11 protein-coding genes are annotated in these 17,101 nt (G+C 59.5%); 10 read left to right on the plus strand and 1 reads right to left on the minus strand.

Features of this window, described 5'->3' with window-relative positions; translation table 11 throughout:
• Positions 1 to 107: 107 nt before the first annotated feature.
• The 5 genes from V1475_RS05915 (at position 108) to rpoC (ending at position 10,470) form a co-directional block, all read left to right on the plus strand.
• Positions 108 to 536 carry a DUF3592 domain-containing protein gene (locus V1475_RS05915; RefSeq protein WP_479412003.1) on the plus strand — a complete coding sequence of 143 codons (429 nt, stop codon included), beginning with the start codon at positions 108 to 110 and terminating at the stop codon, positions 534 to 536.
• Positions 537 to 819: 283 nt separating this feature from the next.
• A complete protein-coding gene (gene rplJ / locus V1475_RS05920) occupies positions 820 to 1,335 on the plus strand; it encodes a 50S ribosomal protein L10 (RefSeq protein WP_066707226.1) in 516 nt (171 codons plus the stop codon).
• A gap of 69 nt (positions 1,336 to 1,404) precedes the next feature.
• Positions 1,405 to 1,779: a 50S ribosomal protein L7/L12 gene (rplL, locus tag V1475_RS05925; RefSeq protein ID WP_479412004.1), complete on the plus strand. Its 375-nt coding sequence runs from the start codon at positions 1,405 to 1,407 to the stop codon at positions 1,777 to 1,779.
• Positions 1,780 to 2,030: 251 nt separating this feature from the next.
• Positions 2,031 to 6,167 (plus strand): DNA-directed RNA polymerase subunit beta, encoded by a 4,137-nt coding sequence (gene rpoB / locus V1475_RS05930; protein WP_434289295.1) that lies wholly within the window; start codon positions 2,031 to 2,033, stop codon positions 6,165 to 6,167.
• 55 nt (positions 6,168 to 6,222) lie between these two features.
• Positions 6,223 to 10,470 carry a DNA-directed RNA polymerase subunit beta' gene (gene rpoC / locus V1475_RS05935; protein WP_434289294.1) on the plus strand — a complete coding sequence of 1,416 codons (4,248 nt, stop codon included), beginning with the start codon at positions 6,223 to 6,225 and terminating at the stop codon, positions 10,468 to 10,470.
• Positions 10,471 to 10,566: 96 nt separating this feature from the next.
• Here rpoC and V1475_RS05940 read toward each other — a convergent pair whose 3' ends face one another.
• Positions 10,567 to 11,565 (minus strand): glycosyltransferase family 2 protein, encoded by a 999-nt coding sequence (locus V1475_RS05940; protein ID WP_479412005.1) that lies wholly within the window; start codon positions 11,563 to 11,565, stop codon positions 10,567 to 10,569.
• A gap of 124 nt (positions 11,566 to 11,689) precedes the next feature.
• Here V1475_RS05940 and V1475_RS05945 point away from each other — a divergent pair, with 124 nt between their 5' ends.
• The 5 genes from V1475_RS05945 (at position 11,690) to tuf (ending at position 17,100) form a co-directional block, all read left to right on the plus strand.
• Entirely contained in the window at positions 11,690 to 12,586 is an 897-nt protein-coding gene (locus V1475_RS05945; RefSeq protein ID WP_479412006.1) for a DMT family transporter, read from the plus strand.
• A gap of 273 nt (positions 12,587 to 12,859) precedes the next feature.
• Positions 12,860 to 13,231, plus strand: coding sequence for a 30S ribosomal protein S12 (gene rpsL / locus V1475_RS05950; protein ID WP_008204009.1), 372 nt, complete (start codon positions 12,860 to 12,862; stop codon positions 13,229 to 13,231).
• 12 nt (positions 13,232 to 13,243) lie between these two features.
• The gene (gene rpsG / locus V1475_RS05955) at positions 13,244 to 13,714 is read left to right on the plus strand and encodes a 30S ribosomal protein S7 (RefSeq protein WP_066707212.1); all 471 of its coding nucleotides are present in this window, start codon (positions 13,244 to 13,246) and stop codon (positions 13,712 to 13,714) included.
• Between the two features lie 23 nt (positions 13,715 to 13,737).
• Positions 13,738 to 15,855 carry an elongation factor G gene (fusA, locus tag V1475_RS05960; RefSeq protein ID WP_479412007.1) on the plus strand — a complete coding sequence of 706 codons (2,118 nt, stop codon included), beginning with the start codon at positions 13,738 to 13,740 and terminating at the stop codon, positions 15,853 to 15,855.
• 69 nt (positions 15,856 to 15,924) lie between these two features.
• Positions 15,925 to 17,100, plus strand: a complete 1,176-nt coding sequence (gene tuf, locus V1475_RS05965; protein WP_434289286.1) for an elongation factor Tu — start codon at positions 15,925 to 15,927, stop codon at positions 17,098 to 17,100.
• The last annotated feature ends 1 nt before the right edge of the window (position 17,101 follow it).

A 17,101-nucleotide genomic window follows, 5' to 3' on the forward strand; every position in this document is an offset into this window, starting at 1 on the left:
TTGTGCTTTTCTTCGGGGAGAGGCATATCGGGGGCATTATGGCGAACAAAACTTCCCAGCGGCGCAGGCGCAAGCCTTATGAACCCTCGCGTTTCTTGACTTGGGCCATGACGCTTTTCACCCTGATTGGCGTGTTGTTCGCGGTCATCGGGGGCCGACTCCTGGGCGATCCTGCGCGCTTTAAGGCCCATGCGAGAGAGGTTCCGGTTGAAATCGTTGCCTTCATACCGCGCCCGACAACGGGGGCGAAAAATGCTTTCTCTCTTAAGCTGGCTGCCACAGGCCGAGATGGTGAACGTGTTGAGGTCTACGACAATTACGCTCGCATGCGTTGGCCTTATCGTGTGGGGCAGGTTGTCGATGGCTATATGGATGACGCAGACGGTCGGATTGAGACGCCTTTGACATTGTCTGGAGCAAGTCGTTTGGGCGGCGGGCTGTTCTTCTTTCTGGGGGCGGGAGGCGCGCTGGTCTGTGGTTTTGTGTTGATCTATGATCTCCGCAACCGTCGGGTTTGGCGGCGAATGCGTCATTAAGCGCCAGGCTCTCTCGGAAGGCTTGCACTCTCGATTAATCCCCTCTAAACACCCTCTTGCAGCCCAGCGTGCGATTCGTCGTGCGCTGTTTTGCATTTCGTCCAAGACGGTGGGTGACCGGGATATGCCGGTCATAATTCCTGCCTGAGACGGGAAGACGACAAGTTTCTCCGCAGGCTTGGCCTCGGGCGACTTTGGCGCAGCCCCGTAACGGACTTCGTGCCGGTTCTGGCCGGTAGAATTGAGCCGGGAGGGGAAACTCTCCCATACTTGGAGTAAAACTGTGGATAGAGCACAAAAAGAAAAAATGGTCGAAGAGCTCGGCCAGATCTTTGACAGCTCTGGCGTCGTTGTGGTTGCCCACTACGAAGGTCTCACGGTTGCTGAAATGCAGGACCTGCGCGCGCGTATGCGTGAAGCTGGCGGGTCCGTCCGCGTTGCCAAGAACAAGCTCGCCAAAATCGCCCTCGATGGAAAGCCCTGCGCAAGCGTTGCTGAATTCCTGACGGGCATGACCGTTCTCACCTATTCGGAAGATCCTGTGGCTGCGGCCAAGGTCGCCGATGCTTACGCCAAAGATAACGAGAAATTCGTGATCCTCGGCGGTGCAATGGGTGAAAACGCTCTCGACGTCGCCGGTGTGAAAGCCGTGGCACAGATGCCGTCCCGCGAGGAGCTTATTGCCTCCATCGTTGGCTGCATTGGTGCACCTGCTTCCAACATCGCTGGCGCGATTGGCGCTCCTGCTTCGAACATCGCTGGTATCCTGTCTACGATCGAAGACAAGGCTGCGGCATAAGCAATTAGAGACCGACGTGGTTGTAAACACACGCGTTGGAACACATCTTAAACGAACGGAAACAGTACAATGGCTGATCTGAAGAAACTTGCAGAAGAGATCGTGGGTCTCACCCTTCTCGAAGCACAAGAACTGAAAACCATCCTCAAAGACGAGTATGGCATCGAGCCCGCCGCTGGCGGCGCCGTGATGATGGCTGGCCCGGCAGGCGACGCTGGTGCCGCTGCTGAAGAGAAGACCGAATTCGACGTCGTTCTCAAAGACGCTGGCGCTTCCAAAATCAACGTCATCAAAGAAGTCCGCGGCATCACCGGCCTGGGCCTCAAAGAAGCCAAAGAGCTCGTTGAAGCTGGCGGCAAAATCAAAGAAGGCGTGTCCAAGGACGAAGCCGAAGACATCAAAGGCAAACTCGAAGCCGCTGGCGCGACCGTCGAGCTGGCCTAAGTGCCTCGGCCTCAGGGCCAATGAAATCATGGGCTGGACCGGGACTTTTCCGGTCCAGCTTAACCTGTCTTAGAAAGGGCCTTTGCGCATCGGGCGCAGGAAAAGGTCTTTTCTCAGGAGAGGTTCAAAGGTCGGGAGCCCCTTTTGGGTCGGGGGCAGGAATAGACCGAACCCCTCTGTTTCGTCAGGGCACAGCCGCCGGCACCCAACGGTGATTGTCGCTCGCGAAAATTCGAAAGGTTTAGACGCTTATGGCATCGTCCTTCCTTGGCCAAAAACGGCTCCGCCGCTCTTACGGCAAAATCCGCGAAGTCCTCGAAATGCCGAACCTCATCGAGGTTCAGAAATCTTCCTACGAACTGTTCCTGAAATCCGGTGACGCTCCCGAGCCGCTCGACGGCGAAGGCATCAAAGGCGTGTTCCAGTCGGTTTTCCCGATCAAGGATTTCAACGAGACCGCCGTTCTCGAATTCGTGCGCTACGAACTCGAATCCCCGAAATACGACGTCGAAGAGTGCATGCAGCGCGACATGACCTACAGCGCCCCGCTGAAAGTCACGCTTCGCCTCATCGTGTTCGATGTGGACGAGGACACCGGCGCGAAGTCCGTGAAGGACATCAAGGAACAGGACGTGTTCATGGGCGACATGCCCCTGATGACGCCGAACGGCACCTTTATCGTGAACGGTACCGAGCGTGTGATCGTGTCCCAGATGCACCGCTCTCCGGGCGTGTTCTTCGATCACGACAAGGGCAAAACCCATTCCTCGGGCAAACTGCTGTTCGCCTGCCGGATCATCCCGTACCGCGGCTCCTGGCTCGATTTCGAATTCGACGCCAAGGACATCGTGTTCGCCCGTATCGACCGTCGCCGCAAACTGCCGGTGACGACCCTGCTCTATGCGCTGGGTCTCGATCAGGAGCAAATTTGCGACGCCTATTACAACACGGTCGATTTCAAGCTCGAAAAGAACAAAGGTTGGGTGACCAAGTTCTTCCCCGAGCGTGTGCGCGGCACCCGTCCGACCTATGATCTCGTGGACGCCGCCACCGGCGAAGTGATCTGTAAAGCGGGCGACAAGATGACCCCGCGGGCGGTGAAGAAAATCATCGACGAGGCGCAGATCACCGAGCTTCTCGTGCCCTTCGAACACATCGTCGGCAAGTTCGTCGCGAAAGACATCATCAACGAAGAAAACGGCGCGATCTATGTCGAGGCCGGTGATGAGTTGACGCTTGAGATGGACAAAGACGGCGACGTGATCGGCGGTTCCCTCAAAGAGCTGCTGGACGCGGGCATCACCGATATTCCGGTTCTCGACATCGACAACGTGAACGTCGGCCCGTACATCCGCAACACGATGGAAGCCGACAAGAACATGAACCGCGAAACCGCGCTCATGGACATCTATCGCGTTATGCGTCCGGGCGAACCGCCGACCGTCGAGGCCGCCTCGACCCTGTTCGACAGCCTGTTCTTCGACAGCGAGCGCTACGACCTCTCTGCCGTGGGCCGCGTGAAAATGAACATGCGCCTCGATCTGGATGCGCCGGACACCCAGCGTACACTGCGTCGCGACGACATCATCGCCTGTATCAAAGGCCTCGTCGAGCTGCGTGACGGCCATGGCGACGTGGACGACATCGACCACCTCGGCAACCGTCGTGTGCGCTCTGTCGGCGAGCTGATGGAAAACCAGTACCGCGTCGGCCTTCTGCGTATGGAACGTGCGATCAAGGAGCGGATGTCCTCCGTCGAGATCGACACGGTCATGCCGCAAGACCTGATCAACGCGAAACCGGCCGCCGCCGCCGTGCGCGAATTCTTCGGCTCCTCGCAGCTGTCGCAGTTCATGGACCAAACCAACCCGCTCTCCGAAGTGACGCACAAGCGTCGTCTTTCGGCGCTCGGGCCGGGCGGTCTGACCCGCGAGCGTGCGGGCTTCGAGGTTCGCGACGTGCACGTGACCCACTACGGTCGCATGTGCCCGATTGAGACGCCGGAAGGGCCGAACATCGGTCTGATCAACTCGCTGGCCACTTTCGCCCGCGTGAACAAATACGGCTTCATCGAGACTCCGTATCGCAAGGTCATCGACGGTCACGTGACCGACGACGTGCAATACATGTCCGCGACCGAAGAAATGCGTCACACCGTGGCGCAGGCCAACGCATCGCTCGACGCCGAAGGCAAATTCACCGACGATCTCGTGTCCACCCGTCAGTCGGGCGAACACGCTCTGAACCCGCCGGCCTCCGTCGATTTGATCGACGTGTCGCCGAAACAGCTGGTCTCCGTCGGTGCGGCGCTCATTCCGTTCCTTGAAAACGACGACGCCAACCGTGCTCTCATGGGCGCGAACATGCAACGTCAGGCCGTGCCGCTTCTGCGCGCGGAAGCGCCGCTTGTCGGCACCGGGATGGAAGCCAAAGTCGCCATCGACTCCGGCGCTGCCATTCAGGCGAAGCGTGCGGGTATCATCGACCAGGTCGACGCGACCCGTATCGTGATCCGCGCCACGTCCGACCTGGAGCTGGGCGATGCGGGCGTGGACATCTACCGTCTGCGCAAGTTCCAGCGCTCGAACCAGAACACCTGTATCAACCAGCGCCCGCTGGTGAACGTGGGTCAACGGGTCGAGAAGGGCGAAGTGATCGCCGACGGTCCGTCCACCGATATGGGGGAACTGGCGCTCGGCAAGAACATCATCGTCGCCTTCATGCCGTGGAACGGCTACAACTACGAAGACTCCATCCTGATCTCCGAACGCATTGCGCGTGACGACGTCTTCACCTCGATCCACATCGAGGAATTCGAAGTCGCCGCTCGCGATACGAAGCTCGGGCCGGAAGAGATCACCCGTGACATTCCGAACGTCGGTGAGGAAGCTCTGCGCAACCTCGACGAGGCCGGGATCGTCTACATCGGCGCTCACGTCGAGCCGGGTGACATCCTTGTCGGTAAGATCACGCCGAAGGGCGAAAGCCCGATGACGCCGGAGGAAAAACTCCTGCGCGCCATCTTCGGTGAGAAAGCCTCCGACGTGCGGGATACCTCGCTGCGCGTGAAACCGGGTGACTACGGCACCGTGGTGGAAGTCCGCGTGTTCAACCGTCATGGCGTCGAGAAAGACGAGCGTTCGCTGCAAATCGAACGTGAGGAAATCGAACGTCTGGCGCGTGACCGCGACGACGAAATGGCCATTCTGGACCGCAACATCTACGCGCGTCTGAAAGACCTGATCATGGGCAAAGTCATCGCCAAAGGTCCGAAAGGCGTCAAAGCCGGTGTGACCGTGGATGACGAGCTGCTCGGTCAGCTGTCCCGTGGTCAGTGGTGGCAGCTCGCCCTCGAAGACGAGGACGATGCCCAGATCGTCGAGGCCCTGAACGCTCAGTACGAGGCCCAGAAACGGGCGCTTGAGCATCGGTTCGAGGACAAGGTCGAGAAAGTCCGTCGTGGCGACGATCTGCCGCCGGGCGTGATGAAAATGGTCAAAGTCTTCATCGCCGTGAAGCGCAAGCTTCAGCCGGGCGATAAGATGGCCGGTCGTCACGGCAACAAAGGTGTGGTGTCGCGCGTCGTTCCGATGGAAGACATGCCGTTCCTCGCCGATGGGACCCCGGTCGACTTCTGTCTCAACCCGCTGGGTGTGCCGTCGCGTATGAACGTCGGTCAGATCCTCGAGATCCACATGGGCTGGGCCGCACGCGGTCTCGGTATCCAGGTGGATGACGCTCTGGCAGAATACCGTCGTTCCGGCGATATGACCCCGGTGCGCGATGCGATGAAATTCGTCTACGGCGAAGAAGTCTTCGAAGAAGGCATCGCAGGCATGGACGACGATCTTCTCATCGAGGCCGCCTCGAACATCGTCAACGGTGTGCCGATTGCGACCCCGGTCTTCGACGGTGCGAAAGAGGCCGACATCAACGACGCTCTGCGCCGTGCCGGATTCGACACCTCCGGTCAGTCCGTCCTGTTCGACGGTCGTACCGGCGAGCAATTCGCTCGGAAGGTGACGGTTGGTAAGAAGTACATGCTGAAACTTCACCACCTCGTCGACGACAAGATCCACGCCCGTTCGACCGGGCCGTACTCCCTCGTCACCCAGCAGCCGCTCGGTGGTAAGGCGCAGTTCGGTGGTCAGCGGTTCGGTGAGATGGAGGTTTGGGCTCTCGAAGCGTATGGCGCCGCCTACACGCTGCAAGAGATGCTCACCGTCAAGTCGGATGACGTGGCCGGTCGTGCCAAGGTCTACGAGTCGATCGTCAAGGGCGAAGACAACTTTGAAGCCGGCGTGCCGGAGAGCTTCAACGTGCTTGTCAAAGAAGTCCGTGGCCTCGGCCTCAACATGGAACTCCTGGACTCGGAGGGTGAGGAGTAAGGGCCTCGGCCTTTACCCTCCCTCCCTTTCCGAGACACTCTGAGGAACTCAATAGATGAACCAGGAACTCACAACCAACCCGTTCAACCCGCTGGCGCAGCCGTCGACGTTTGACGAGATCAAGGTCTCTCTGGCGTCCCCGGAACGCATCCTGTCGTGGTCCTACGGTGAGATCAAAAAGCCCGAGACCATCAACTACCGGACCTTCAAGCCGGAGCGTGACGGTCTGTTCTGTGCGCGGATTTTTGGCCCGATCAAAGACTACGAATGTCTCTGCGGCAAATATAAGCGCATGAAATATCGCGGCGTCGTCTGCGAAAAATGCGGTGTTGAAGTCACCCTCCAGAAAGTGCGTCGCGAGCGCATGGGCCACATCGAACTGGCCGCTCCCGTTGCGCACATCTGGTTCCTGAAATCGCTCCCGAGCCGGATCGGCCTCATGCTCGACATGACGCTGCGCGATCTGGAGCGCGTGCTGTATTTCGAAAACTATGTGGTGATCGAACCGGGTCTGACGGACCTCTCCTATGGTCAGATGATGACCGAAGAAGAGTATATGGACGCGCAAGACCTCTACGGCATGGACGCGTTCGAAGCCGACATCGGCGCCGAAGCGATCCGCAAGATGCTCGCCAACATCGATCTGGAGTCCACCGCAGAACAGCTGCGCGAAGACCTCAAAGAGGCGACCGGTGAGCTCAAGCCCAAGAAGATCATCAAGCGTCTGAAAATCGTCGAGTCCTTCCTCGAATCCGGCAACCGTCCGGAGTGGATGATCCTGACCGTGATCCCCGTGATCCCGCCGGAGCTCCGCCCGCTGGTGCCGCTCGATGGTGGCCGTTTCGCGACCTCCGATCTCAACGATCTTTATCGTCGTGTGATCAACCGGAACAACCGTCTGAAACGCCTGATCGAGCTGCGTGCGCCGGACATCATCGTCCGCAACGAAAAGCGGATGCTGCAAGAGTCGGTTGACGCTCTGTTCGACAACGGCCGTCGTGGTCGCGTCATCACCGGTGCGAACAAACGCCCGCTGAAGTCGCTCTCCGACATGCTGAAAGGGAAACAGGGTCGTTTCCGTCAGAACCTTTTGGGTAAACGCGTCGACTTCTCCGGTCGTTCGGTCATCGTGACCGGTCCGGAACTGAAGCTGCACCAATGCGGTCTGCCGAAGAAGATGGCGCTCGAACTGTTCAAGCCGTTCATCTACTCGCGGCTTGAGGCCAAAGGTCTGTCTTCGACCGTGAAGCAAGCGAAGAAGCTGGTTGAAAAAGAACGTCCGGAAGTTTGGGACATCCTCGACGAGGTGATCCGCGAACACCCGGTGTTCCTCAACCGCGCTCCGACGCTGCACCGTCTCGGCATCCAAGCGTTCGAACCCACGCTGATCGAAGGTAAAGCGATCCAGCTGCACCCGCTCGTCTGTTCGGCCTTCAACGCCGACTTCGACGGGGACCAGATGGCCGTTCACGTGCCGCTGTCGCTCGAAGCCCAGCTTGAAGCCCGCGTCCTGATGATGTCCACGAACAACGTGCTGTCGCCCGCCAACGGCGCGCCGATCATCGTTCCGTCGCAGGATATGATCTTGGGCCTTTATTACATCACCATGCAGCGTGATGGGATGAAGGGCGAAGGCATGGTCTTCTCCGACATCGAAGAAGTCGAATACGCCCTGACTGCCGGCGAAGTGCACCTGCACGCCAAGATCACCGCGCGGATCAAGCAGATCGACGAGCACGGTCAGGAAGTTTGGGAGCGTCACGAAACGACCCCGGGTCGTCTGCGTCTCGGCACGCTGTTGCCGCTCAACGCAAAAGCACCGTTCTCTCTCGTGAACCAGCTTCTGCGGAAGAAAGACGTGCAGCGTGTCATCGATACCGTCTACCGGTATTGCGGTCAGAAAGAGTCGGTGATCTTCTGTGATCAGATCATGTCCCTCGGGTTCAAAGAGGCGTTCAAGGCCGGGATTTCCTTCGGCAAGGACGACATGGTGATCCCGGACACCAAGTGGACCATCGTCGATGGCACCCGCGATCAGGTGAAAGACTTTGAACAACAGTACATGGACGGTCTGATCACTCAGGGCGAAAAGTACAACAAAGTCGTCGACGCCTGGGCCAAGTGTAACGACAAGGTCACCGAGGCGATGATGAACACCATCTCGGCGCCGAAGTACGACGAGACCGGTGCCGAACAGGAACCGAACTCAGTTTACATGATGGCCCACTCCGGGGCCCGTGGTTCCGTGACCCAGATGAAACAGCTGGGCGGGATGCGCGGCCTGATGGCGAAACCCTCGGGCGAGATTATCGAAACGCCGATTATCTCGAACTTTAAAGAGGGTCTGACCGTGCTCGAGTACTTCAACTCGACCCACGGTGCGCGGAAAGGTCTGTCGGATACGGCGCTTAAAACGGCGAACTCCGGTTACCTGACCCGTCGTCTCGTCGACGTGGCGCAAGACTGTATCGTGCGCGAAGTCGATTGTGGCACGGATCGCGCGGTGACCGCCGAAGCCGCCGTCAACGACGGTGAAGTGGTTGCGACTCTGGCCGAGCGTATCCTCGGTCGTGTGTCCGCCGATGACGTTCTGCGTCCGGGTACCGATGAGGTGCTGGTGTCGAAGAACGAGCTGATCGACGAACGCAAAGCCGACGCCATCGAGGCGGCCGGTGTCGCGTCCATGCGCATCCGCAGCCCGCTGACCTGTGAAGCCGAAGAAGGCGTCTGCGCCATGTGCTATGGCCGTGACCTTGCGCGTGGTACTCTGGTGAACCAGGGCGAAGCCGTGGGCATCATCGCGGCTCAGTCCATCGGGGAACCGGGGACGCAGCTGACGATGCGGACCTTCCACATCGGCGGTGTTGCTCAGGGTGGTCAGCAGTCCTTCCAGGAATCCAACCAGGAAGGCAAGATCGAGTTCCGTGAAGCGAACCTGCTTGAGAACAAGCACGGCGAGCAGATCGTCATGGGCCGCAACATGAAACTTGCGATCATGGACGAGAACGGTGTGGAGCGTGCCTCCTACAAGCTCGGTTACGGCACCAAGGTCTTCGTCACCGAAGGTCAGACCATCGGTCGTGGTGTGAAGCTGTTCGAATGGGACCCGTACACCCTGCCGATCATCGCGGAGAAAACCGGTAAAGCGAAATTCGTCGACCTTATCACGGGCCTCTCGGTTCGTGACGAGACCGACGATGCGACCGGCATGACCCAGAAAATCGTGTCCGACTGGCGCTCCGTGCCGCGCGGCGGCGATCTGAAGCCGGAGATCCTGATCCTCGACGCAGATGGCGAAGTGCTGCGCAACGAAGCCGGGAACCCCGTGACCTATCTGATGTCCGTGGACGCCATCCTCTCCATCGAGGACGGTCAGGACATTCAGGCCGGTGACGTGGTTGCGCGTATCCCGCGTGAAGGTGCGAAGACCAAGGACATCACCGGGGGTCTGCCGCGTGTGGCCGAACTGTTCGAAGCCCGTCGCCCGAAAGATCACGCGATCATCGCCGAAATCGATGGTTACGTGCGCTTCGGCAAGGACTACAAGAACAAGCGTCGCATCACGATCGAACCGTCGGACGACACCAAGGAACCCGTCGAATACATGGTGCCGAAAGGCAAGCACATCCCGGTGGCCGAAGGCGACTTCGTGCACAAGGGTGACTACATCATGGACGGCAACCCGGCGCCGCACGACATCCTTGCCATCATGGGCGTCGAAGCACTGGCGAACTACATGATTGACGAGGTGCAGGACGTCTATCGCCTGCAAGGTGTGAAGATCAACGATAAGCACATCGAAGTCATCGTGCGTCAGATGTTGCAGAAATGGGAGATCTCGGACTCGGGTGACACCACTCTGCTCAAGGGCGAAGCGGTCGATAAGGTCGAGTTCGACGAGGCCAACGCGAAAGCCGAAGCCAAGGGCGGGCGTGCCGCGAAAGGTCAGCCGATCCTCCTCGGGATCACCAAGGCCTCGCTGCAAACGCGCTCCTTCATCTCGGCGGCCTCCTTCCAGGAGACCACCCGTGTTCTCACCGAGGCGTCCGTTCAGGGCAAACGCGACAAGCTTGTCGGCCTCAAAGAGAACATCATCGTGGGTCGCCTGATCCCGGCCGGGACCGGTGGCGCCACCCAGCGCGTCCGCCGCATTGCCGCCGAGCGCGACAACGTGGTGATCGAAGAAGCCCGTGCAGAGGCCGAAGCCGCCGCACAACTCGCGGCCCCGATCATGGATGTGATGGGCGGTGAGGCGGAAGACACGCTCTTCGTCGACACCCCGGAAGGTTCCTTCGACGAGTAAGTCGACCTGTCAGAAAAACGAAAGGCCCTGCGGAAACGCGGGGCCTTTTGCTTTGGGGATGGCGGGAAGCGGCGGGTTGCGTCAGGTGCGATGCGGTCAAGTGAACCGCACCACCTCGCCTTGATGAAACACCCACCGCGGGTCTTTTGTCGCGTCAAACCCATGCACCTTGGCCAGCCGTTCGACGTAATCCATGCAGCACAGGTGATGCAGCCGCATCAGCTCCGGCTCTCGGGAGAACTCGCCATAGACCGCATCGAAGCGATCCGTGTATTTCAACGCGCTCTCGTCCAGCTCCTCGTTGCGGTTCTTGCCGCGAAAGAACGTCTCCGTGTAGCGATCCTTGCCCGCAACGGTGGATTTCGTCCCCATCTTGAGCGCGAAACTTTCCCATGTGCGCGAGGCGTAATGGTTGAGCTGGGCATATTCATGGGTGATCCAGCGGGACTGGGTCATCATCACCGGGCTGTCTTTTGGATGATAGCGCCGCATCGTCGCCCCGTCGCAGCGCTTGAGCTGGTTGGGCGGTGTGCCCCAGGCGCCCTTGCCGCGCCAGCCTTTCGGGGAATGCACCCCCAGACGCCAGAAATCCGTTGGCCAGCGCACCAGCGTTTTGAAAAACACATTGCCCTTGTGACGGCGCTCGGAAGTTCTGAGAAAACGGCGGTGGGTCGGCACGTCTTCCCATCGCAGATAGCCATTGTCCCCGAAACACCGCCAGTGCACGGCGATGGCATGGGTCTCCGCCATATCGAATTGCGCCAGAAGATCGTCGAGCAGCCCGTCGCCGACATGCACCACGAGAAACTCATCGACGTCGATGTTGAACACCCAGTCTGCCGCCCGGATGCGCGGATGTTTCGACATCAGCTTCAGTGTGGTCTGTTTCACCGGGCGGTCGGGTTCGGGTACATAGGGCACGGCGGTCAGTACGCCTGCCGCATCGAGCGCCTGCAACAGCTCCGGCGAATGATCGGTGCAGTCGTTGTAAAACACCACCAGATGGTCGAAGCCCAACATGAGATACCAAGCGACCCACTCAAGGATGAACGGCCCCTCGTTGCGCATGGTCGTGACGACGAGACGTTCTCCCATTTCCGATCACCCTTACCCGAACTTGCGGTTCACTATGCATGGCCCGGTTCGCAGGGCAAGCCCGGCACATGGCCTCTTCCCAGAGGCCGCGCGCGATGATAGCGGGGAACGGAAAGGATGCCCCATGACGACCATGCTCTCACGCCTGCCCGACAACACCCGTGGCGCGGTGCTCATGGCGCTGTCCATGGCGGCGTTCACCACCAACGACAGTTTCATGAAAGGCGTGCTGGCCGAGGTGCCGATCTCTCATGCGCTGTTTGTGCGTTCCCTGATGAGTCTCGTGATGCTCTATGTGGTCCTCACGCCGATCATCGGCCCGGTGCGCTTCAATCTTGCGCGGCGGGACTGGGCGCTTGTCGTCCTGCGCTCGTTTGCCGAAGTGGTTGCCGCGATGTGTTTCCTCACCGCAGTCAAACATGTGCCGCTCGCCAATGCCACGGCGATCATGCAGACCATGCCGCTGTCGATCACCATCGCAGGTTGGTTGCTGTTTCGCGATCCGCTTGGCTGGCGGCGCATGACCGCGATTTTTGTCGGGTTCTTTGGCGTTCTGATGATCGTGCAGCCCGGCACGGAAGGGTTCAGTGCCTATGGGCTCTGGGCCGTGGCCGCGATGCTTTGCGTGACGGTGCGCGACATCATCGTGCGCAAGATGCACGAGAGCGTGCCTAACTCGACAGTGACTTTCGGCGCAATCGTGGCCGTAGGGATCGTGACGGGGCTGCTGTCTCTGGGGATCGACTGGGCACCGATGACGATGAAAACCTCCGCGCAGCTTTTGGGCTCGGCCAGCTTTGTGCTGGTGGGCTATGTGCTTTCGGTCGCGGTGATGCGGGTGGGCGAGATGTCCTTTGTCTCGCCGTTTCGCTATACCGCGCTGATCTGGGCGCTGGTGATCGGTTTCTTTGCCTTCGGGGAATGGCCGAACCTTCTGGCACTCTGCGGGGCAGGGACCATCGCGGCGACGGGCATCTATACGGTGCTGCGTGAGGCGCGGATGAAACGCAGGCGGACCTGACGGGGCCGCAGCTGTTGACAAGCCTCTCGACTCTACCTATACCGCGCCCCATCCGGCTCAGGGTCTGACTCTGTTTGCCGACTCTCAAATCGTAGTGATCAAGATGCGGGCCACTTTGAGGCCCTCATCCTCTGGGAACTCACCGCGTCGTTCGCCTCGGAATGGGAACGATTGCGGGTTTTCGTGTTATGCGCATGTCGCCTGACACAACCATCGTAATCGCCCCGGCAAAAGCCGAGGTTCACAGAAGTCTAGGAAACGGGAAAGAGCCCTATGCCGACGATTCAGCAGCTGATCCGCAAACCGCGTCAGCCCAAACGTAAGGTTTCCAAGTCGCAGCACTTGGAACAATGCCCCCAGAAGCGTGGCGTCTGCACGCGCGTCTACACCACCACCCCGAAGAAACCGAACTCCGCTATGCGGAAAGTTGCGAAGGTCCGCCTGACCAACGGTTTCGAGGTCATCTCCTACATCCCGGGTGAAAGCCACAACCTTCAGGAACACTCCGTGGTTCTGATCCGCGGCGGCCGGGTAAAAGACCTTCCGGGTGTGCGTTACCACATCCTCCGCGGTGTCCTCGACACCCAAGGCGTCAAAGACCGTAAACAGCGTCGCTCGAAATACGGCGCGAAGCGTCCGAAGTAAGGAGATCTCAGAATGTCTCGTCGTCACGCCGCTGAGAAGCGCGAAGTCCTGCCCGACGCCAAATATGGCGATCGCGTGCTGACCAAATTCATGAACAACCTGATGATCGACGGCAAAAAGTCGGTCGCAGAGAAAATCGTCTACAACGCGCTCGATCGCGTTGAGTCGAAACTCAAAAAAGCTCCGGTGGAAGTCTTCCACGAAGCCCTCGACAACGTGAAACCGTCCGTCGAAGTGCGCTCCCGCCGTGTGGGCGGTGCCACCTATCAGGTGCCCGTCGAAGTGCGTACCGAGCGTCGCGAAGCTCTGGCCATCCGCTGGCTGATCAACGCGTCCCGTGCTCGCAACGAGAACACGATGGAAGAACGTCTTGCCGGTGAGCTGCTCGACGCGGTAAATGGCCGTGGCGCTGCTGTGAAAAAGCGCGAAGACACCCATAAGATGGCCGACGCCAACAAAGCGTTCAGCCATTACCGCTGGTAACAAAACCGAAGGACACGAGCCCAATGGCACGCGATTATCCCCTCGACCGGTACCGCAACTTCGGTATCATGGCGCATATCGACGCTGGTAAAACCACCACGTCGGAACGCATCCTCTACTACACCGGGAAGTCCCACAACATCGGTGAGGTGCACGACGGTGCAGCCACCATGGACTGGATGGAGCAGGAGCAGGAACGCGGCATCACCATCACTTCCGCTGCGACGACCACCTTCTGGGAACGCACCGAAGACGGTGAAAACGCCCAAACCCCGAAACACCGCTTCAACATCATCGACACTCCCGGCCACGTGGACTTCACCATCGAGGTGGAACGTTCGCTCGCCGTGCTCGACGGTGCGGTTGCCGTGCTCGACGCCAACGCCGGCGTTGAGCCGCAAACCGAAACCGTGTGGCGTCAGGCTGACCGCTACAAGGTTCCGCGTATCGTGTTCGTCAACAAGATGGACAAGATCGGCGCTGACTTCTTCAACTGCGTGCGCATGATCGAAGACCGTACCGGCGCCCGTCCGGTTCCGGTTGCGATTCCAATCGGTGCCGAAACCGAGCTCGAAGGTCTTCTCGACCTCGTACTGATGAAGGAATGGCTCTGGAAAGGCGACGACCTCGGCGCGTCCTGGGTTCTCGAAGACATCCGTCCGGAGCTTCAGGATCAGGCCGACGAATGGCGTGGCAAAATGATCGAAGCCGCCGTCGAAATGGACGACGACGCGATGATGGCCTACCTCGAAGGCGAAGAGCCGGACGTTCCGACGCTCCGCGCGCTGATCCGTAAGGGCTGCCTGTCGATGACCTTCGTGCCGATGCTCGGCGGTTCCGCGTTCAAGAACAAAGGCGTCCAGCCGCTCCTGAACGCTGTGATCGACTACCTCCCGTCCCCGCTGGATGTCCCGGATTACATGGGCTTCAAACCGGGCGACGAGGAAGAGGTGCGGAACATCGCCCGCCGTGCGGACGACAACCTGCCCTTCGCCGGTCTCGCATTCAAGATCATGAACGACCCGTTCGTGGGCTCGCTGACCTTCACCCGGATCTACTCCGGCGTGATGAACAAAGGCGACAGCATCCTGAACTCCACCAAAGGTAAGAAAGAGCGCATCGGTCGTATGATGATGATGCACTCCAACAACCGTGAGGAGATCGAAGAAGGCTTCGCTGGCGACATCATCGCTCTGGCCGGTCTGAAAGACACGACCACCGGTGACACGCTCTGCGACGCCAAAGATCCGGTCGTGCTCGAAACCATGACCTTCCCGGATCCGGTGATCGAGATCGCGGTCGAGCCCAAAACCAAGGGTGACCAGGAGAAAATGTCCGCAGGTCTGGCACGTCTTGCTGCCGAAGACCCGTCCTTCCGCGTCGAAACCGACCTCGAGTCCGGTCAGACCATCATGAAGGGCATGGGCGAACTTCACCTCGACATCCTCGTCGACCGTCTGAAGCGCGAGTTCAAAGTGGAAGCCAACATCGGTGCGCCGCAGGTGGCCTACCGTGAGACCATCTCCCACAAGATCGAGCACTCCTACACCCACAAGAAACAGTCCGGTGGTTCCGGTCAGTTCGCTGAGGTGAAACTGGAGATCGTTCCGACCGAGCCGGGCGAAGGCTACTCCTTCGAGTCCAAAATCGTTGGCGGTGCGGTTCCGAAGGAATACATCCCGGGTGTCGAAAAAGGCATCAAATCCGTGATGGACTCCGGTCCGCTCGCGGGCTTCCCGGTGATCGACTTCAAAGTGGCGCTGCTGGACGGTAAGTTCCACGACGTCGACTCCTCGGTTCTGGCGTTCGAAATCGCGTCTCGTATGTGCATGCGTGAAGGTCTCAAAAAGGCCGGCGCGAAACTGCTCGAGCCGATGATGAAAGTCGAAGTTGTGACCCCGGAAGAATACACCGGCGGTATCATCGGCGACCTCACCTCCCGTCGCGGGCAGGTGACCGGCCAAGAACCGCGCGGCAACGCGGTGGCGATCAACGCTTTCGTGCCGCTCGCCAACATGTTCGGCTACATCAACACCCTGCGCTCCATGTCCTCGGGCCGTGCGCAGTTCACGATGCAGTTTGACCATTACGAGCCGGTGCCGAGCAACATCTCGGAAGAAATCCAGGCGAAATACGCGTAAGCGTCGCCTCAGCCCAAAATCGGGGATCGGGTGTTCCGATCCCCACACTGAATTAGACAGGAGGCCTCTATGGCTAAAGGTAAGTTTGAGCGTAACAAACCGCACGTCAACATCGGCACGATCGGCCACGTTGACCACGGCAAGACCACTCTGACGGCAGCGATCACCAAATACTTCGGTGACTTCAAAGCCTATGACGAAATCGACGGTGCGCCGGAAGAAAAAGCTCGCGGGATCACGATCTCCACGGCTCACGTGGAATACGAGACCCCGAACCGTCACTACGCGCACGTCGACTGCCCCGGCCACGCCGACTATGTGAAAAACATGATCACCGGTGCGGCCCAGATGGACGGCGGTATCCTCGTGGTGAACGCGGCTGACGGCCCGATGCCGCAGACCCGTGAGCACATCCTGCTCGCCCGTCAGGTTGGCGTGCCGGCTCTCGTTGTGTTCCTGAACAAAGTCGACCAGGTCGACGACGAAGAGCTCCTCGAGCTCGTCGAAATGGAAGTGCGCGAACTTCTGTCCGCCTACGACTTCCCGGGCGACGATATTCCGATCATCGCAGGGTCCGCTCTGGCCGCTCTCGAAGGCCGTGACCCGGAGATTGGCGAAGAGAAGATCAAGGAACTGATGGCCGCTGTCGACGAGTACATCCCGACCCCGGCGCGTGCTGTCGACCAGCCGTTCCTGATGCCGATCGAAGACGTGTTCTCGATCTCCGGTCGTGGTACGGTTGTGACCGGCCGTGTGGAGCGCGGTGTGATCAACGTGGGCGACGAGATCGAAATCGTCGGCATCCGCGACACCAAGAAAACCACCTGTACCGGTGTTGAAATGTTCCGCAAACTGCTCGACCGCGGTGAAGCCGGCGACAACATCGGCGCTCTGCTGCGCGGTGTGGACCGTGAAGGCGTTGAGCGTGGTCAGGTTCTGTGTAAACCGGGCTCCGTGAACCCGCACACCAAATTCGAATCCGAGGTCTACATTCTGACCAAGGAAGAAGGTGGCCGTCACACCCCGTTCTTCGCGAACTACCGTCCGCAGTTCTACTTCCGTACGACGGACGTGACCGGGACCGTTGTTCTGCCGGAAGGCACCGAGATGGTGATGCCGGGCGACAACCTGAAATTCACGGTTGAGCTGATCGCTCCGATCGCGATGGAAGAAGGTCTTCGCTTCGCCATCCGCGAAGGCGGCCGCACCGTGGGTTCGGGCGTTGTGTCCAAAATCCTTGCTTAAG

The sequence above is a fragment of the Celeribacter sp. SCSIO 80838 genome (assembly GCF_056498065.1).

What these genes read in the sequence shown, in the direction of transcription:
- V1475_RS05940 (WP_479412005.1), bottom strand. Translation starts at nt 11,565, where the DNA reads ATGGGAGAACGTCTCGTCGTCACGACCATGCGCAACGAGGGGCCGTTC.
- V1475_RS05915 (WP_479412003.1), top strand. Translation starts at nt 108, where the DNA reads ATGACGCTTTTCACCCTGATTGGCGTGTTGTTCGCGGTCATCGGGGGC.
- rplL (WP_479412004.1), top strand. Translation starts at nt 1,405, where the DNA reads ATGGCTGATCTGAAGAAACTTGCAGAAGAGATCGTGGGTCTCACCCTT.
- fusA (WP_479412007.1), top strand. Translation starts at nt 13,738, where the DNA reads ATGGCACGCGATTATCCCCTCGACCGGTACCGCAACTTCGGTATCATG.
- rpsG (WP_066707212.1), top strand. Translation starts at nt 13,244, where the DNA reads ATGTCTCGTCGTCACGCCGCTGAGAAGCGCGAAGTCCTGCCCGACGCC.
- tuf (WP_434289286.1), top strand. Translation starts at nt 15,925, where the DNA reads ATGGCTAAAGGTAAGTTTGAGCGTAACAAACCGCACGTCAACATCGGC.
- V1475_RS05945 (WP_479412006.1), top strand. Translation starts at nt 11,690, where the DNA reads ATGACGACCATGCTCTCACGCCTGCCCGACAACACCCGTGGCGCGGTG.
- rpsL (WP_008204009.1), top strand. Translation starts at nt 12,860, where the DNA reads ATGCCGACGATTCAGCAGCTGATCCGCAAACCGCGTCAGCCCAAACGT.
- rpoC (WP_434289294.1), top strand. Translation starts at nt 6,223, where the DNA reads ATGAACCAGGAACTCACAACCAACCCGTTCAACCCGCTGGCGCAGCCG.
- rpoB (WP_434289295.1), top strand. Translation starts at nt 2,031, where the DNA reads ATGGCATCGTCCTTCCTTGGCCAAAAACGGCTCCGCCGCTCTTACGGC.